Below are 16,117 nucleotides of genomic sequence, written 5' to 3' on the forward strand. Positions count from 1 at the left end.
TATTCGTTGTTATACTTAAATCAACACGATGAAGGAGTGATTGAATTGGAAAAACGTTTTTACGACATACTCGATTTATTGATCAGTTATAATACAGAAAGCCCTCCAGCACGAAATACAGACCCACTACAAAATGAAATTGAGCAGCTACTAAAAAACCTTAACTTTCAAATTGAAAGAATTCCACTATATAAAAATGATTCCGTAATCGTTGCGACATTAAAAGGTACGGATGCAAATGCTCCAAAATTAATATTAAATGGACATGTTGACGTCGCTGAAGTCACCGAAGATGAATGGTCATATCCGCCATTTCAGCTCACTCAAGTTGATGACTGGTTATACGGTCGTGGTGTCAGCGATATGAAGGGTGGCATGAGTGCATTATTTTATGTATTGGAAAGACTATCACAAGAAAACATTCAGCCTAAAGGAGATATTATCGTTCATTCAGTCGTCGGTGAAGAAGTTGGAGAAGCCGGCACAAAAACTGCCTGCGAACATTCTTCTAAAGCTGATTTAGCACTGGTATTAGACACAAGTGACTGTGTAGCACAAGGTCAAGGTGGCGTTATTACAGGATGGATTACTGTTAAAAGCAATAATACCATCCACGACGGAGCAAGAATAAATACCATCCATGCAGGCGGTGGTTTATTTGGGGCCAGTGCAATCGAAAAAATGATGAAAGTTATCACCGCTTTAAGAGAACTTGAACAGCACTGGGCTGTAATGAAATCAAGTCCAGGAATGCCAGCAGGTGCAAATACGATTAACCCGGCTGTCATTGAAGGTGGCAGACATCCAGCCTTTATTGCAGATGAATGTAAACTCTGGATAACAGTACATTATTTACCGGAAGAAAATTATCATGATATTACGAAAGAAATTGAAGATTACTTAAATAAAGTAGCCGATGCTGATATATGGTTAAGAGACAATCCCCTTTCTTTTGAGTGGGGTGGCTCTTCTATGATTGAAGATAAAGGAGAAATCTTCCCAAGTTTTACAGTACCTACAGACCATCCAGGGTACGAACTCCTAGCGAATTCTCATCAATCAGTATTCAATACACCTCTAAAACACGAAATGAGCTCAACTGTCACAGATGGTGGATGGTTAGCAGACTTCGGTATACCGACGATTCTTTATGGGCCGGGACAATTATCTGAAGCACATAGCGTGGATGAAAGAATTAGTGCAACAGAGTTAGAGCGATTCTCTCAAGTATTGTATGCATTTCTTAAACAATGGTATCAGTCACCAAAAGCACAGACCGTCTGAGTATAAACTTAGACGGCTTTTTGTATATCAATCTTACCACCTTTACGCTGTAGCAACAGAAACACCACTGTTAAACTCATAAATCCAATGCCTGAAATATAAATCGGCACATCTACACCAAATTGTTTTGCCACAACGCCTCCGAGCAATGATCCCACAGGCATAGCAACCATACATAGTGCATTCATTATAGTGCCTACACGTGCTAACACTTTATTATCAACCATCTTCTGAATATAAGTAAACATACTGATATTTAGCACCATAATCGGTAATGTCATTAAACCATAAAAGAAAATTGAGACATAATAATTTGGAACAACAGCTGTAAGTATCATACACACACCAGATACCAATGGAGAAATCATTAATATCTTGTTGATATCTACATCTTTAAATTTAGGAGTAATGAGTGAACCTATTAATGCAAAGACAACACTCGCGGTTAAATAATAGCCATATGCATAATCTCCACCTCTACTATAAGTAAATGCCGGCAATATCGCATTGGTCATGCTCCCTGTAAAGTTTGCGATCATAGCAGGTAAGGTAAATAAAAACAATTTATTACCCACGAAATATTTCCATCCTTCAGTTATAGAAGTTCTGTAAATTTCAGTATTAAATACGCCGTTATCAATATGGTTATATTTAATCTTGGCGAAGAATAGCACAGCTAAGAAGAATGTCACTGCATTTAGAAAATACACACTTTCTATACCAGCTTTCATGACTAGCCAAACTGTTATTAATTTTGCAATGACACCTATAATCGTCGAACCTGTACTTACAAAACTGTTATATCCAATAAGTTCATCTTCTTCCATCACTAAAGGAGACAATGCACTTTCCGCATTACCTTCTACCACTTCAATTAATCCTAAGATGAACAGACTGAACAATAAAACACTTATAGGCATAAGATTCAAATAGAACATCACTGCAATAAAGATCATAATAAATAGTTGCAAGATTTGTGCTATTAGCATCATCTTCTTGCGATTGAAGTGATCAATTACCGGGCCAGCAAAAGCAGAAAGAATACCTGGTGTAAAGATAATTGCTGATGTGACACTCGTTATAAAGGCATCTTTTGTCACATCAAAGATATACCACATAATTGCTACTGAATAAATTGAATCACCTAACGCTGAAATGAGCCTTCCTGTTAAAAGGTAATTTTTGTTCGACATATTATCACTCCCATTATTTTTATCGTTAAAATATATTTTACTGATAAAAATAAATAAGTCAATAATAATTATCAGACTATTTTAATATACAAAAAAAGTAGAGCAGCCTATGCTACTCTACTCAGTTTCATCTTTATACGACGACAATTGAATTTGATATAAATTTTTGTGTTCTAAATTTTTATACTTTTCTTCATATTTTTGACTTAATGCTCTCATCTCATTCATTAATTCCATCCATTGTTCGTATGGTAATTCTACTTCTAAATTAGACATTTGAGCACTGTTTGGTGTCTCGATTTTCTTTAATTCCTCTTCTGACAATTCACCATATTCATCAACATCTCGTTTGAGCGCATCAAATACTTTCTGAACTTCTAGCGTATAGAATGCTAATATAGTATCGAAGTTTTCTTTTATCGATGGAAAATCAAAATTAATTGGTGATTTATTTAAGTGTTCACTTGAATAGTAATACTCCGTCATATTCTTGATCTGTCTTTCTTCAACTATTTTTAACGCTTCAACTTCCATCAGTTTCTTGATAGGATAATAAAGATTTGATGTTTTTACATCTAAAGCTTTTGCAATTTCTTTTGTTGTCATCGCTTTTTCTCGTGTCAACTGAATGATTTGATTCGCTTTTTCATCAATTAATATTTTCAGTAATTCATTTGCCATTTTCTCACCTACAGCTTTATCGTTTAAAATAATTTTAACATAAAAATGGAGAAAAAAATAAAAGCTCTAATTGAGATCAGCACTTTTAATGATAGAAATAAATTAACATGATTAATATTAGAATCAATACCGCTCTAAAAACTTTTGTGTCTCATATATGTATTAATTCATTAATTGGATTGTAAGAATTGTTTATTTACTTTTTCCGTCAATACCTTGTCCAGCACTTTCTATATATGTACTTTCTGATCTTCTATATTCTCTCGTTACCTCCACATTTAATTAACTGAAATTATTAATACCCTTCACTATGTTATTTACACATAAATCATGTATGATAATTTTATTAATATATAGGAGTGTTGTTATGATTTATATTTTGTTAGCCTTTGCAATCGGGTTGATGATGCCTATTCAGACAGCTGTTAATTCAAGATTACGTACATACGTATTATCCCCTTTTATGGCATCATTTATTTCATTTTTAGTGGGAACGACCTTTTTATTGATAATGACACTTGCAACAAAGCATAGTGTGATGATACCTTTATCCACATTCCAGGATAATCCTTTCTGGATCTGGATGGGTGGTTTATTAGGGGTCATGGGCTTAACCACTAATATACTGCTCTTCCCTAAACTTGGTGGTGTACAGACTGTAGTTCTGCCAATTATGGGTCAGATTATGATGAGTATGTTAATCGACCATTTTGGATTGTTCTTCTCTCCAGAGAAAAGTTTTACATTGCTTAGATTCATCGGCATCATTATTTTAATGCTTGGTGTCTTCTGTGTGATCGTTTTACCTGATTATTTGAGAAAGAAACATAGTAACTCAAATGTCTCAACTGAAGGTGGCAATAAATTGCCGTTTCAAATTTTAGGGATTGTAGCAGGTATGCTTATGGCTAGTCAATCTGCTATTAACGGACATTTAGGCGGTTTGCTTGATTCAGCAATTCATGCAGCTTTCATATCATTCCTTGTCGGTACAACGATTTTATTTATCATCGTTGCAGTGGTTTTTAGACAACTAGGCAACTTCAAACTAGCACTGGGTAATGATAAACCGAAATGGATTTGGTGTGGTGGTATTCTCGGCGCATTCTTCGTGTTAATTATGGCTTATCTTGTACCGATTATCGGAACTGGACTCGTTGTTGTAATCTGTTTATTCGGCCAGATTTTATGCAGTGTATTGATTGATATGTTTGGTTTACTTGGCGCAAAAAAAGTCCCAATCACTCGTGTTCAAATGTTGGGATTAGGTTTATTAGTATGTGCTGTAGTGATGATCAGACTTTTTTAAAGATATTTTTATTAAGGATAAGAAATCTTAAGCCATCAACACTATAAAATCATTTTCTTTTATATTACAGATTTTGCTATAATTGTTTTGAGGTGATCATGATGAATAACACGCTTCCTTTAATGGATATCAATAATAGTACGTCAATGATTTATAAAGTTTACAGCATTGAACATGATCCAAAAGTAGCGAAATTTGAAATTGCTTTTATTAATGGGCATAGCAACTTACAATTTAAACATATATTATATGAAGAAGATCTGATTATACTCAGTCGCCTTCAATCATTAAACACAGGTAAATATCATTTTATAGAACCATCATTATATATCGATATCAAGAATATTCATGAAACAACTATCGATATTACGATTCACTTAAAAGCTTTATTAGAAAATCATGATGCTTCTCATGGCGCTGATTATGCATACGATATGACAGTTGAGCAACATGGTTTCATTCATTTTATCGAATATTTACAGCACCACCTGGCACAATAAACCAATTTCAATTCTCCTAATATATGCCTCAATACACGTAAAATAAATTCTTATTTTACTCATATTGTATTAAAGTGACTATAAATACTAGACAATTGTAATAAATCATTATATAATAAAGTCAAATACTATCGTACATATGCAAGAAATTAAGGCTCTTCACATCATTACAAAGAGTAATAATGTAAGACAACACTTTTTGTAATATGTGAAGTGTTTTCTTTGTAAAACATTAGATATTATTTAATAATTTATTGGAGGTCATTATATTATGGCACAAGGTACAGTTAAATGGTTTAACGCAGAAAAAGGTTTTGGATTCATCGAAGTTGAAGGTGGAGACGACGTATTCGCTCACTTCAGCGCTATTCAAGGTGAAGGTTACAAAACTTTAGAAGAAGGTCAAGCAGTTGAATTCGATATCGAAGAAGGTCAACGTGGACCTCAAGCTGCTAACATCGTTAAATTATAATATTTAATGTTTAAAGATAAGCCCTCAAGGGGCTTATTTTTTTATCTTTAATTTCACTTTTCTGTCTATTATTGATCCCTTTTTAATAAATAAAAATAAATTTTTTACTCTTTATAAGCGATACCTAAGCGCTTTAACGAGATAATAAGACCAAACCACAAGAACATACGTTTGACTTATACGAATATCCGTTATATACTTAAGTCAAATATATCGGACATATGCAACAAACAAAGCTTCTTCACATATTACAAAAAGTAATCGTGTTAAGTCGAGACTTTTTGTAATATGTGAATTTTTCTTTGTAAGAGAAACATTAGATATTATTTAATAATTTATTGGAGGTCATTATTATGACACAAGGTACAGTTAAATGGTTTAACGCAGAAAAAGGTTTTGGATTCATCGAAGTTGAAGGTGGAGACGACGTATTCGCTCACTTCAGTGCTATCGAAGGAGACGGCTACAAATCTTTAGAAGAAGGTCAAGCAGTTGAATTCAATATCGAAGAAGGTCAACGTGGACCTCAAGCTGCTAACATCGTTAAATTATAATATTTAATGTGAAGAAATAAGCCCTCAAGGGGTTTATTTTTTTTGTTTATTGAGAATGCCTCATTCATATGTTAACATTATTGGTATAAAAAACCATAAAGAAGTGTTTTTATGAGGAATTACTTGCTGGCACTGTTATATTAATATTCATCTTATTTGAACTTTTTAAATATAAAATATTTGGTCAAACAAAGATGTTTAAAGCAAAACATCCAGTGGATAGTAAGAAAAGAATGATCGGAAATTCTGCATATGCTAAAGCGTTCGATTATGTTATCGGGATCCTGTTCATCTTTTCATTTTATAAACTATTAACACTTGATACTTCCAAACCATTCAATATTATTCATGATGTGCCTGAACCCATCTACTTAGGCGCAACTTTAATCGTGTTGCTTTATAGTTACAATTAAGAAAAAAAAGGCTTTATGTAAGAAGTAAATCCATGCATTTATAGCAGCCTTACCAGGTGAAAATAAACTAAAGTTACAAATGCATTGACAAATCATGATATCCGTTATATACTTAAGTCAAATATATCGAACATATGCAAGAAACGTAAGAACTTCACCTATTACAAAAAGTAATCGTGTTAAGGGTTTGCTTTTTGAAATATGTGAAGTTTTATTATGTAAAACATTAGATATTATTTAATAATTTATTGGAGGTCATTATTATGACACAAGGTACAGTTAAATGGTTTAACGCAGAAAAAGGTTTTGGATTCATCGAAGTTGAAGGTGGAGACGACGTATTCGCTCACTTCAGTGCTATCGAAGGAGACGGCTACAAATCTTTAGAAGAAGGTCAAGCAGTTGAATTCAATATCGAAGAAGGTCAACGTGGACCTCAAGCTGCTAACATCGTTAAATTATAATATTTAATGTGAAGAAATAAGCCCTCAAGGGGCTTATTTTTTTTGAAGATATTTAATACCACTTCTTCTTTTTAAAATACACCATACTTACTACTAATAGTAACGCCATTACTATCAGTACTGTAAAATATCCATATTTCCATTTAAGTTCCGGCATGTACTCAAAGTTCATCCCATAAATACCTGCAATCAATGTCAATGGTAAAAATACAGTTGATACGAGGGTTAGCATCTGCATAACACGGTTCATTCTGTAATTGTTATATGATTCATAGTTATTTCTTATTTCATCCGTGAGTTCCTGAGAATTTTTTATAATATTCTTCTGCTTAATCATATGGTCCTGAATATGGTGAATATAATGATGATCGTGTTCTGTTTCTATCATATGCTGATCACGTTCTAATTCATCTACCAGTTCACTCATTGGTACGATAATCCCTTTGATACGAATCAATTTTGCTCTTAAGTCAAAGATATCATCCATAATGTAGTGTTGTTTTTTATCAGTAGAATGTCTCTTTTCAAAACTTAGTACTTTTTCTTCTATAGATTCTACAGTTTCCGTATAGAAATCTACTATCTTATCAAGTAACATCATTGCTGCTACTTTTGGTGTTAAATTACTTGGTGCTTCTTCTTCTAATTCTTTGGCTAAAGCATCTATTTCATCTGTGGCTTCAATATCTTCATCGTGATAAGTAATAAATACATTATCTTTCAAGAGAACGTTAATCGTTTCTGCTTCATAAGTATCACGTTCAAACTTCTGGAACACTAAATACTCATATGCGTTATAGTTTTTATATTTCGGTCTAGAGTTACTATGTATGACATCTTCTATCGTTAATCCATTAATATCAAAGTGTTGTTTAAAAAGTTCACTCTCTTCTTCATTTGCCCCTTCAAAATCAAACCAAATAAATGGAGCATCTTTTGGCAGGTCATCTATTGTATTAACACGTTTTAATTTATTATCGTCATGATACAAAATGCTTAATGCCATGTTCTCCCTCCCTTATATATATATTCTTTAATAGAATATAAAAAGATCAAAGCTATTTTACTAGCGATACTTTATCATCATAAACAGAGATTGTACCGCCATAGTTCGCTACCCATACATCACCTGTCGTATTTTCATAAGTGATACCAATCGGATGGAACCCAGCTTCCACACGTGTAATTTCTTTCAACGTCTTCGTATCAAACTTTGATACTGTATTTTCATCGTAATTAACGATATATACAGCTGTACTGTCTGGTGAAATCGCCATTGAACGTGGCTCTTTTCCTGTAGTAGCACGTGCAATAACTTTATCTGTTGCAACATCATATTTTAATAGTTCATTAGCACCAGCCACTGTAATATAGATTGTCTTCCCTTGATTATCAAGTACTAAATGACGTGGTCTTTGTCCTGTCTGCAGAATCATTTCACTTTTACCTGTTTCTAAATTCACTTTATAAATTTCATTAGAGAACATCGCTGTAACGTAAGCTGTTTTATTATCTGGAAGTGATACAATTCCACGTGGCATTGCATTTAAAGGGATTTGTTCTGTTTGTTTAGCTGTCTTAGTATCTACTACTGATAAAGATTTATCACACCAGTTAGATACCAGTAATTTTGAATTATCTTGAGTAAGTGCTACATATTTTGGTACGCGTCCAACTTGAATGACCTGATCCCAATCTTGCTTTTCAGCATTATAACGATATACTACAGATTCTGCGATTGCTTTACCTGCTGAACACATATCTTCTGCTTCTGCACCATGGTCTGTTAATTGATATTGAGATACATATGCATACTTACCATCTTCTGTCCAAACTGCTTCAACTGGTGCACCACTTACAGGTTTATCAAAACCTTCTATACCAAACTTTTTAAAGTCTACGGTATCAGATAACTTTTTAATGAGTTTACGTGATTTCGCATCATAAACTGTAATTGTATGCTGATACATCATATTGTTTGCAATAACTTGACCTTTATTATTCGCGACAACTGATTTTGGGGTAATTGGTCCTTCGCTAATCGTATCGATTAATTTCATCGTTGTTGTATGAGATGCAGGTCTATCTTTATCAATTTGATCTGCGGTCACATCTTCTTCAGACGAATCTTTTGATTCAGTCGTCACTTTTTCTGCTTTGTTTTCTTTAGTCGTTTGTTCTGTTTTTGTTGATTCCTCGGTTGTTTTCTTTTCTTCGTTTGTACATCCAGCCACGAGTATCATTGCTGATAACATTAAATATTGAATCGCACGCATAATGTTCTCCTCTTCTTTTCCATTTTTTATTTAAATATAGCATAAATTAAGTAATGTCACATTGAAAAATTTAGTTTCAATTTACTAATATGTTATAGTAACAGTATGATAACAAAGGGGTGAATGATATGTGGAACAGTACGCGTTTGTCTGATCAATTAAGCATTGTATATCCAATCGTCCAGGCAGGTATGGCAGGAAGCACGACACCCGAACTCGTCGCAGCAATAAGTAATGAGGGTGGTTTAGGAACCATTGGTGCAGGATATATGACACTTGATAACTTAAGAGATGAAATTAAAACTATTCGCAATCTTACCAATAAATCATTCGCTGTCAATTTGTTTGTGCCAGAAGATATACGATACAATGATAGTGATATAGAAAAAATGCAAAAGGAACTCAAACCTTATTATGATAAATATGATTTAAAGACAGCGGATGTTAAAACACATTCTGAGCAAACTTTTCTTGATAAAATTCAGTTGTTAATGGATATGGAAGTTCCAGTTGCAAGCTTTACATTTGGCATACCTTCCCAAAGCTTGATTAACGAATTAAAAAAGAAAGGTATTATTACAATCGGTACCGCAAGTTCAGTTGAAGAAGCGAGAATGATCGAACAAAGTGGATTAGATATGGTGGTCGCGCAAGGATATGAAGCAGGTGGCCACAAAGGGGCGTTTACAAAAACGCGTTCAATCGGCACAATGGCATTGATTCCTCAAATTGTAGATAGCGTGTCTATCCCTGTAATTGCAGCAGGTGGAATAATGGATGCGCGCGGTATACTTGCGTCACTGATGTTAGGCGCAAGCGGTGTGCAAATGGGGACTGCTTTCTTAACAACACATGAAAGTAAAGCACCAAACGTGCATAAAGAAGCAATCATTCATGCTCAACCTGAAGATACAACAGTAACTAAAATATTCAGCGGAAAAAGTGCGCGTGGTATAGAAAATAATTTTATTAATGATTTAGAAGCTAGTGACGTCAGTATACTGCCTTATCCGCTTCAAAATGATTTAACGACGAGTATTCGTCAAAGTGCAGCTAAGAACGGTGATACCGGTCTTCTTCATATGTGGTGCGGTCAGGCACCTACACTTGCCAAGAAAGTCAATGCACAAGGTTTATTTAAAGAAATCGTAGCACATATCGATCAGTTAATACTGGATTTTAAAATGAATAATATATAAAATCCGCAAAAAAAATCTCTCTTTCGAGAGCTTTTTAATATTGTTCTTTTTTCATCTGATAAAGATAGATGGGTATTCCTAAAAGCGTGATGATTGTTCCTGTTATCGCTAGCCCAAATTGTGTAAACAATGTATTTAGCATAACGAACAGTCCTGCCAGTAAAGCAATCATAGGAATGACTGGATACAATGGCACTTTATATGGACGCACGAGTTCTTTTTCTTTCTTACGTAATACAAATACTGCATAAAATGCCATACAGTAAAATGCCCAGATTACAAATACAAGCATATTTGTGATTGAATCAAAAGCCCCAAGAGAAACCATAATAATCGCAATAACGACCTGAATCAATCCGCTCATCCATGGTGCACCACTATTTGTGAGTTTCGTGAATACATTTTTAAATGGCAGTAAATTTTTTTTTGCCATCGCTTCTGGTACACGCATTCCTGTCATCGTATAACCATTTAATGCACCATACACTGATACCATTATTCCGATTGTAATTAATTTTCCACCAGATTGTCCAAATAAAATTTCTGCTGTATCAGTTGCTGCATTTAAATTACCTTTAAGTTCAGCAATCGGTGATGTAAATAAAAATGCTGCGTTTACTAATAAATAAATAATTGTAACTAGACCTAGTCCCAATGTGATTGCTAAGGGTAAATCTCTTTTCGGATTTTTCATTTCCCCGGCAATATTACCGACATGAATCCATCCATCATATGCAAACATTGTCGCAAGCAATCCAGCACCTAGTGCTACAAAGAAATTAATACCTGTATCACCTGTAGTAGGTATTAAAGATACCTGAACATCTCCCGTCTGCATTAAACCAAACACGACGATAGCAATGATCGGTATAAGCTTAACGACCAAAGTAATGGATTGCAGTATTCCACCTGCCTTCGAGCCTAGACAGTTAATCAATAATATTGAAATCATCGCAATAACAGCTATCGGAAATAGCCATCCCTTTCCGATGTGAAATAAATTATCAATTTGCTGTGAAAATACAATCGATTGTGCTGCAATCATCGCAGGAAAGTAAATAAAACTTTGTGCCCATCCTGCTAAGAATCCAAAAAATTTACCATACGTAAATTCAATATATGTCGTCAGTCCACCATTTCTCGGAATAGCTGCTGCAAGTTCAGCTACTGTCAGTCCAGCACATATTGTGATCAAACCACCTAACAGCCATACAAACAAAGTCATACCTGGTGTTCCTGTTACTTCTGTTATGTTAGATATTTTAAAGAATACACCTGAACCAATAACAGTCCCCATTACAAGTGCTAAAGCTGAAAAAAATCCTATACCTTTATTCATTCCTTTTTCCATAATTACCTCCTTTTAATCCTCAATCATAATATCATATAACTGTCATTCTCGTATGTTGTTTTACTAAATTAATTTTCAGTAAATTTTTTCGAAACAAAAAAGGATCGAGACAAATCGTCTCAATCCTGGGTATTATTATTTACGTTTCTTTAAATATTGTTCTATATAGAATGCCGACTCTTCAATCGACTTATACTCTGTATTAATAACGGTAGCATTTAATCGATTGAATACTTCTTCAGCATAGCTTAATTCTTCTTTAATACGTTTCAAATCATTATATTGTCCCGGTCCTGTAAGCCCTAAAACTTTAATACGTTCTGTACGTATATTCATAATATAATTCGGACTTGCAGTCAGTCCAAATACCTTTAAATTCTTTTGTTGATATACTTCTTCAGGAATAGGTGATTCAGGCACTAAAGGAATATTCGCAACTTTAAATCCTTTATTTGCCAGATACATACTTAACGGGGTCTTAGAAGTTCTAGAAACACCAACAATAACTGCGTCAGCTTCAGCTAAATTATGAAAGTTTTTACCGTCGTCATATTTTACTGAGTACTCAATCGCTTCAATACGTTTAAAGTATTCTTCATCCATCTTTCTAAGCGCGCCACTTTCACCAACCGGTTCCATATCAGTATGATTTTGTATGACTCTGATCAAGCCTGTCATATAATCAATATATGACAAGCCTGTCTCTTTGGCAAATACTTGTCCCAGACGATTAAATTCTGGATTTACAAGTGTTGTAACTACGACTGCTTCTTTTTGTTTTGCTAGTTCTAAAATGTTCTTAAACTCTTCTTCATCTTTGATGAATGAAAATTTCTTCACACTTACAGATGTTAGTTTCGGAAATTGAGATAACGTTGCATGAAGCATTCTATCAGCGGTTTCACCGATAGAATCAGATACGATATAGATTAATAAATCTTTAGATTCATATTTACTCAAAGTGTTCCTCCTGCTATTTTTTCACCTGGCTTTGTGCTGTCGCTAAAGTAGCACCTGGTACACGGAATGGTGAACATGATACATAGTCAATCGCTAAATCATTAAAGAAATGAATTGATTTAGGATCGCCACCTAACTCTCCGCAAACACCAATCTTAATGGCTGGGTTTGCTGATTTTGCGCTTTCAACTGCAATCTTAATAAGTTGTCCCATCCCTTCAACATCTAATGTTTGGAACGGATCGACATTAAGAATTTCACGGTTAATGTATTCGTTGATGAATTTACCGGCATCATCACGAGAGAAACCATATGTTAATTGTGCTAAATCGTTTGTACCAAAACTAAAGAATTCAGAGTGCTGAGCGAGTTCTCCTGCAACTAGACATGCACGTGGTGTTTCAATCATTGTACCAATTAGGTAGTCGACTTGTACACCTTTTGCATCCATGATTTCCTGTGCTTTTTTCTTAACAACATCTTTTAAGATAACAAATTCTTGTGTTGTTGAAACTAAAGGAATCATAATTTCAGGCTTTGTTTCGATACCTTTTTCTTTTAAATTCAGCACAGCTGTAATGATTGCTTCAGTCTGCATTTCATATAATTCAGGATAAGTAATCGCTAATCGGCAACCGCGATGTCCTAACATTGGATTAAATTCATGTAATTCACTAATACGTTTTTCTAAGAAATCTGTAGTAACGCCTAACTGATTGGCAACTGCTTTAACTTCTTCTCCACCTTTCGGTAAGAACTCATGTAATGGTGGATCTAATAAACGTACGATTGATGGACGGTCCTGAGATAAGTTAAAGATGCCTTCGAAATCTTCCGTTTGATAAATTTTGATTTTATTTAATGCTTCTACACGTTCTTCGTAAGTAGATGCTAAGATGAAACGTCTCATTTCGATTAAGCGTTCTTCACCAAAGAACATATGCTCAGTACGTACTAAACCGATACCTTTTGCGTTAAATGAATAACCTGATTTAATATCACTTTCAGTTTCCGCATTCATACGTACAGATAAACGTGCGATGTCTTCTGCCCAGCCCATAAATTCTTCAAAGACATCACTTGCTTCAGCTTTCGTTGTTTCAATTTCACCGATATATACAGCACCTGTTGAACCATTAACTGAGATAACATCACCTTCAGATAAAGTTTTACCTGCATATTTTACGTACTTTTCTTTCGTATTAATTTCAAGATCAGAACATCCCGTTACACAACATTTCCCCATACCACGTGCAACTACAGCTGCGTGACTCGTCATACCACCATGTGTCGTTACAATCGCTTCAGCAGCTATCATACCTTCAATATCCTCTGGAGAAGTTTCCGGACGAACTAATATAACCTTTTCACCAGCTTCAGCTTTCGCTTTTGCATCTAATGCTGAGAAGACGATAATACCTGTTGCAGCACCAGGAGAAGCTGGCAAACCTTTATCTGATACTAATTCAGCAGATTTTAATGCCTCTTCATTAAAGTTAGGATGTAATAACTGATCTATTGATTTAACATCTACCATTGCCACTGCATCTTCTTTAGAAATGACACCTTCATGTACCATATCTACAGCAATGTTGATTGCAGCATTAGCAGTACGTTTACCGTTACGCGTTTGTAAGATAAATAACTTTTCATTTTCAATCGTAAACTCGATATCCTGCATATCTTTGTAATGTGCTTCTAATTTCTTTGTTACATTTACGAATTCCTCGTAAGCATGTGGCATTTGCTCGTTTAACGTTTCGATTTCTTTTGGTGTACGAATACCTGCTACAACGTCTTCTCCTTGCGCGTTTAATAAGTACTCACCATATAATTTATGTTCACCGGTCGCTGGGTTACGTGTAAATGCAACACCTGTACCAGAACGATCACCACTGTTACCAAACACCATTTCCTGAACATTTACAGCAGTTCCGATATCATGAGGAATTTCGTTTAAATCACGATATATACGTGCACGATCATTGTTCCATGATTTAAATACCGCTTCTATCGCTTCAGTTAACTGTTTCTTCGGCTCTTGCGGGAACGGTTTATGTGCTTCTTCGATATAGATTTCTTTATATTGTTTAACGATCTCTTTCAAATCTTCAGCCGGCACATCAGCATCAGTTGCATGCCCTTTACCTTTTTTGAACGCTTCAAAGTACTCTTCAAATGCTGGCATCGGAATGTTGTATACGACGCTACCAAACATTTGTAACAAACGACGATAACAATCATATGCAAAACGTGCATCTTCTGTTTTTGCTGCTAATTTTTCAACATTTTCATCATTTAATCCTAAATTTAAAATCGTATCCATCATACCCGGCATAGAGATTTTCGCACCACTACGCACTGATACTAATAGTAAATTTTCATCTGAAGAGAAAGCTTTATTTGTTTTATCTTCTAGTTCTTTTAACTTCTCATCTAATTGTGTAAGTACTTCGTCTGATAACTGTTCACCACGATCTAAATATTCGATACAAGCTTCAGTCGTGATTGTAAATCCGTTAGGAACAGGTAAACCAAGGCGCATCATTTCTGACAAGTTCGCACCTTTACCACCTAATAAGTCTTTCATATTTTGACTTCCTTCTTCAAATGCATATACAAATTTACTCAAATTTAGTCACCTCATCATTTTTTGTGTTATACCAATTAACCTATTAGGTTATACTATTATAATGATTAGTATGTCACATTAAAACTTTTATGACAATCATAAAAAGATAATTTAATAAATTTTTTTAAAAATATCCGTTTAAATATGAATGTATTGTGAACTTGTCAGAAAAAAGTTGAAAAAGTTTTACCATTCAGTAGCAGAAATGAAAACGCTTTATTATAATCGAAGTAACTTAAAGTTTATCTTTAAGAAAACTTTTTTAAGGGGAGATTCATATGTATCAACTAAAGTTTATTGATGGTAAAAAACATCACATCGTAGGAATGTTCGACACAGTTGAAGAGATAAAAGAATGGTTAGCAGTTGTACCATTCATCACAGCGTATGAATCTGAGAAAGAATATACAATGGAATATAAGGATATTCCGGATTATGCAGAAATTGAATGGCGTGGAAGCATCTATCCATTAACGCGTCACTCATTCTCTGGTGATCATACTGTCGTTATTGATTGGTCATACGTTGCAACAATTAAAGACCATGAAGGTATTGTTCCAGGCTACACTTTAATCGAAGGTTACATGTACGAAAATAGTGATGTTGAAGAGTACATCGTTGTACGTAACAAGATGAAAGATGAATTGAAAGATTACTACACATTGCACGGTAAGACAGTCTTCGTTGATGGATTAGGCACTGAACAAGGTGAATACATCACAACTGAAGGTGGACCGATTATTCATATCGATCCGATGAACGTCGATGCTTGGCAGAAATCTGAAAGTACTGAAGCATTTGTGAAGACGTTTGAATAAAAATGTAATTT

General features: G+C 34.5%; 16 protein-coding genes. 9 read left to right on the forward strand and 7 right to left on the reverse strand.

Annotation, left to right across the window (positions count from 1 at the left end; translation table 11 throughout):
* Positions 1-45 precede the first annotated feature (45 nt).
* Complete coding sequence (locus BHX94_RS04740) at positions 46-1,284, forward strand: acetylornithine deacetylase (protein WP_111745137.1); 1,239 nt, start codon at positions 46-48, stop codon at positions 1,282-1,284.
* 8 nt (positions 1,285-1,292) lie between these two features.
* On the opposite strand, the gene BHX94_RS04745 is transcribed toward BHX94_RS04740, so the two are convergent.
* On the reverse strand, positions 1,293-2,477 hold the full coding sequence (locus BHX94_RS04745) for an MFS transporter (protein ID WP_111745138.1): 1,185 nt from the start codon (positions 2,475-2,477) through the stop codon (positions 1,293-1,295).
* A gap of 117 nt (positions 2,478-2,594) precedes the next feature.
* Complete coding sequence (locus tag BHX94_RS04750; RefSeq protein ID WP_111745139.1) at positions 2,595-3,158, reverse strand: winged helix-turn-helix domain-containing protein; 564 nt, start codon at positions 3,156-3,158, stop codon at positions 2,595-2,597.
* 367 nt (positions 3,159-3,525) lie between these two features.
* On the opposite strand from BHX94_RS04750, the gene BHX94_RS04755 reads away from it, so the two are divergent.
* The 6 genes from BHX94_RS04755 to cspD (BHX94_RS04780) all read left to right on the forward strand — a co-directional run bounded on the left by BHX94_RS04755 (position 3,526) and on the right by cspD (BHX94_RS04780) (position 6,870).
* Positions 3,526-4,467: a DMT family transporter gene (locus tag BHX94_RS04755; protein ID WP_111745140.1), complete on the forward strand. Its 942-nt coding sequence runs from the start codon at positions 3,526-3,528 to the stop codon at positions 4,465-4,467.
* A 101-nt stretch (positions 4,468-4,568) separates the two neighbouring features.
* Positions 4,569-4,967 (forward strand): hypothetical protein, encoded by a 399-nt coding sequence (locus BHX94_RS04760; protein WP_111745141.1) that lies wholly within the window; start codon positions 4,569-4,571, stop codon positions 4,965-4,967.
* Positions 4,968-5,238: 271 nt separating this feature from the next.
* Entirely contained in the window at positions 5,239-5,439 is a 201-nt protein-coding gene (locus BHX94_RS04765) for a cold-shock protein (protein ID WP_096077387.1), read from the forward strand.
* A gap of 353 nt (positions 5,440-5,792) precedes the next feature.
* Entirely contained in the window at positions 5,793-5,993 is a 201-nt protein-coding gene (cspD, locus tag BHX94_RS04770; RefSeq protein ID WP_096077388.1) for a cold-shock protein CspD, read from the forward strand.
* A 194-nt stretch (positions 5,994-6,187) separates the two neighbouring features.
* On the forward strand, positions 6,188-6,406 hold the full coding sequence (locus BHX94_RS04775) for a hypothetical protein (RefSeq protein WP_111745142.1): 219 nt from the start codon (positions 6,188-6,190) through the stop codon (positions 6,404-6,406).
* A 263-nt stretch (positions 6,407-6,669) separates the two neighbouring features.
* A complete protein-coding gene (gene cspD, locus BHX94_RS04780; protein ID WP_096077388.1) occupies positions 6,670-6,870 on the forward strand; it encodes a cold-shock protein CspD in 201 nt (66 codons plus the stop codon).
* A 52-nt stretch (positions 6,871-6,922) separates the two neighbouring features.
* On the opposite strand, the gene corA is transcribed toward cspD (BHX94_RS04780), so the two are convergent.
* Together corA and BHX94_RS04790 are read right to left on the reverse strand one after the other, a co-directional pair.
* Positions 6,923-7,876: a magnesium/cobalt transporter CorA gene (gene corA, locus BHX94_RS04785; RefSeq protein WP_111745143.1), complete on the reverse strand. Its 954-nt coding sequence runs from the start codon at positions 7,874-7,876 to the stop codon at positions 6,923-6,925.
* 52 nt (positions 7,877-7,928) lie between these two features.
* Entirely contained in the window at positions 7,929-9,146 is a 1,218-nt protein-coding gene (locus BHX94_RS04790; RefSeq protein WP_199798139.1) for a YncE family protein, read from the reverse strand.
* Positions 9,147-9,274: 128 nt separating this feature from the next.
* Between BHX94_RS04790 and BHX94_RS04795 the strand changes: the two genes are divergently transcribed.
* Positions 9,275-10,345, forward strand: a complete 1,071-nt coding sequence (locus BHX94_RS04795; protein WP_111745144.1) for an NAD(P)H-dependent flavin oxidoreductase — start codon at positions 9,275-9,277, stop codon at positions 10,343-10,345.
* A gap of 34 nt (positions 10,346-10,379) precedes the next feature.
* Here the strand turns inward: BHX94_RS04795 and BHX94_RS04800 are convergent, their stop codons facing one another.
* The 3 genes from BHX94_RS04800 to ppdK all read right to left on the reverse strand — a co-directional run bounded on the left by BHX94_RS04800 (position 10,380) and on the right by ppdK (position 15,288).
* On the reverse strand, positions 10,380-11,696 hold the full coding sequence (locus tag BHX94_RS04800) for an APC family permease (protein ID WP_111745145.1): 1,317 nt from the start codon (positions 11,694-11,696) through the stop codon (positions 10,380-10,382).
* Positions 11,697-11,831: 135 nt separating this feature from the next.
* Entirely contained in the window at positions 11,832-12,656 is an 825-nt protein-coding gene (locus BHX94_RS04805; protein WP_096077395.1) for a pyruvate, water dikinase regulatory protein, read from the reverse strand.
* Positions 12,657-12,669: 13 nt separating this feature from the next.
* Positions 12,670-15,288 carry a pyruvate, phosphate dikinase gene (ppdK, locus tag BHX94_RS04810; RefSeq protein WP_111745146.1) on the reverse strand — a complete coding sequence of 873 codons (2,619 nt, stop codon included), beginning with the start codon at positions 15,286-15,288 and terminating at the stop codon, positions 12,670-12,672.
* A 278-nt stretch (positions 15,289-15,566) separates the two neighbouring features.
* Here ppdK and BHX94_RS04815 point away from each other — a divergent pair, with 278 nt between their 5' ends.
* Entirely contained in the window at positions 15,567-16,106 is a 540-nt protein-coding gene (locus BHX94_RS04815; protein ID WP_111745147.1) for a hypothetical protein, read from the forward strand.
* Positions 16,107-16,117 lie beyond the last annotated feature (11 nt).

Origin of the sequence: Macrococcoides bohemicum (genome assembly GCF_003259675.1) — a bacterium.
GTDB lineage: Bacteria > Bacillota > Bacilli > Staphylococcales > Staphylococcaceae > Macrococcoides > Macrococcoides bohemicum.

What these genes read in the sequence shown, in the direction of transcription:
- BHX94_RS04745 (WP_111745138.1), bottom strand. Translation starts at nt 2,477, where the DNA reads ATGTCGAACAAAAATTACCTTTTAACAGGAAGGCTCATTTCAGCGTTA.
- BHX94_RS04750 (WP_111745139.1), bottom strand. Translation starts at nt 3,158, where the DNA reads ATGGCAAATGAATTACTGAAAATATTAATTGATGAAAAAGCGAATCAA.
- BHX94_RS04755 (WP_111745140.1), top strand. Translation starts at nt 3,526, where the DNA reads ATGATTTATATTTTGTTAGCCTTTGCAATCGGGTTGATGATGCCTATT.
- BHX94_RS04760 (WP_111745141.1), top strand. Translation starts at nt 4,569, where the DNA reads ATGAATAACACGCTTCCTTTAATGGATATCAATAATAGTACGTCAATG.
- BHX94_RS04765 (WP_096077387.1), top strand. Translation starts at nt 5,239, where the DNA reads ATGGCACAAGGTACAGTTAAATGGTTTAACGCAGAAAAAGGTTTTGGA.
- cspD (WP_096077388.1), top strand. Translation starts at nt 5,793, where the DNA reads ATGACACAAGGTACAGTTAAATGGTTTAACGCAGAAAAAGGTTTTGGA.
- BHX94_RS04775 (WP_111745142.1), top strand. Translation starts at nt 6,188, where the DNA reads ATGTTTAAAGCAAAACATCCAGTGGATAGTAAGAAAAGAATGATCGGA.
- cspD (WP_096077388.1), top strand. Translation starts at nt 6,670, where the DNA reads ATGACACAAGGTACAGTTAAATGGTTTAACGCAGAAAAAGGTTTTGGA.
- corA (WP_111745143.1), bottom strand. Translation starts at nt 7,876, where the DNA reads ATGGCATTAAGCATTTTGTATCATGACGATAATAAATTAAAACGTGTT.
- BHX94_RS04790 (WP_199798139.1), bottom strand. Translation starts at nt 9,146, where the DNA reads ATGCGTGCGATTCAATATTTAATGTTATCAGCAATGATACTCGTGGCT.
- BHX94_RS04795 (WP_111745144.1), top strand. Translation starts at nt 9,275, where the DNA reads ATGTGGAACAGTACGCGTTTGTCTGATCAATTAAGCATTGTATATCCA.
- BHX94_RS04800 (WP_111745145.1), bottom strand. Translation starts at nt 11,696, where the DNA reads ATGGAAAAAGGAATGAATAAAGGTATAGGATTTTTTTCAGCTTTAGCA.
- BHX94_RS04815 (WP_111745147.1), top strand. Translation starts at nt 15,567, where the DNA reads ATGTATCAACTAAAGTTTATTGATGGTAAAAAACATCACATCGTAGGA.